This is a genomic window from Corynebacterium tuscaniense (genome assembly GCF_008693065.1).
Lineage (GTDB): Bacteria > Actinomycetota > Actinomycetes > Mycobacteriales > Mycobacteriaceae > Corynebacterium > Corynebacterium tuscaniense.
In genome coordinates this window covers 1-1,172 of record NZ_VXKH01000132.1, presented here as the reverse complement: position 1 = coordinate 1,172, position 1,172 = coordinate 1, and the positions used below count along the sequence as shown (strand labels likewise).

The 1,172-nt window shown below is 66.1% G+C and carries 2 protein-coding genes; both read right to left on the bottom strand.

Annotation, left to right across the window (positions count from 1 at the left end; genetic code table 11):
* On the bottom strand, positions 1 to 639 hold a 639-nt coding region (locus F4V54_RS10845), incomplete at its 3' end, for a type 1 glutamine amidotransferase (RefSeq protein ID WP_150387143.1).
* The coding region (locus tag F4V54_RS10840) for a DUF1727 domain-containing protein (RefSeq protein WP_150387142.1) at positions 632 to 1,172 on the bottom strand (541 nt) is incomplete at its 5' end. The genes F4V54_RS10840 and F4V54_RS10845, both read right to left, overlap by 8 nt.

The window sequence follows — 1,172 nt, the reverse complement described above, 5'->3', positions numbered from 1 at the left end:
GGCGAGGATGAGGTCGGCCAGCTCCGGGTTGCGGGCCAAGGCGGGGCCGTGCATGTAGGTGGCGATGACGCTGCCTTGGACAACGCCTTCACCATTGGTGCCGCCGGTGGCGTTGCCGTTACCGGTGCGGATTGTGCCTAGGGGTTGGGCGTCGGGGCCAAGGACGGTGCCGCCAAGGTGGTTTTCAAAACCGGTGAGGGGCTGCGACAACTCTTTGGTGATGCCGGCGCGGGTGGGGGTGGATACTACTTCGCCGATGGAGCGGGAGGGGAGGGAGGAGGTGGTGGCGTCGATAAGCGAGAGGCCGTCGACGAGCTTGCCGTGCGCGCGGAAGGAAACGCCAAGGACCTGCAGGCCGGCGCACACTGCGAAGATGGGGCGCTGGTTGGCGGCGGCGCGGGTAAGTCCACCGTCGGCGATGAGGTGTGAGGCTGCGAGGACCTGCGCGGAATCTTCGCCGCCGCCGAGGGTGTAGGCGGAGAGGTCGTCGAGGACGGGGTCGCCGAGTTTGATGGGGATGATTTCGGCGTTGATGTCGCGCATGCGGGCGCGGCCGCGGAGAACGAGGGCGTTGCCGTCATCGCCGTAGGTGCCCAGGATGTCGGGCAGAATGAGGCCGATGGTTAGTTTCTCAGCCATGGGAAACCTCCTTGAGCAGCGCAGTTTTCAGGTTGAGCAGAGCAGTGTAGTTGGCCAGGACCTCGATCTTGCCGGGTGGGCAGGCCTGAATGGCCTTGAGTGGATCGTGGATGAGCTCGTGCGAAATGCCGGCGTAAAGCAGGCGTACTGCGAGGTCGGTGCCGCGTTCGCCGGAGGCTTTCACAGCGATGTCATCGAACTCCTCAAACTTGACGTCCCAAAGCCAGGAGAGGTCTTCGCCGTCGCCTTGTTGACCGTTGACGGCGATGACGAGGCCGTCGGCCTCCCGGTTCACCATGGACAGTGCTTCCTGCCAGCCGGCGGGGTTCTTGGCCAGGAGCAGGTGGATGTCGCGGTCGCCCCAGGTGATGGTGGTGTAGCGGCCGGCGACGTCATCGACCTGCTCCGTTGCCGCGATGGCGGCGGCGGTGTCCACGCCGTACACGTCCACGGCGGCGGCGACAGCTTGGGCGGCGTTACCGCGGTTGGCGCGGCCCGGCAGAGCAAGGTCGAGGGGATGGGTGGTGCCATCG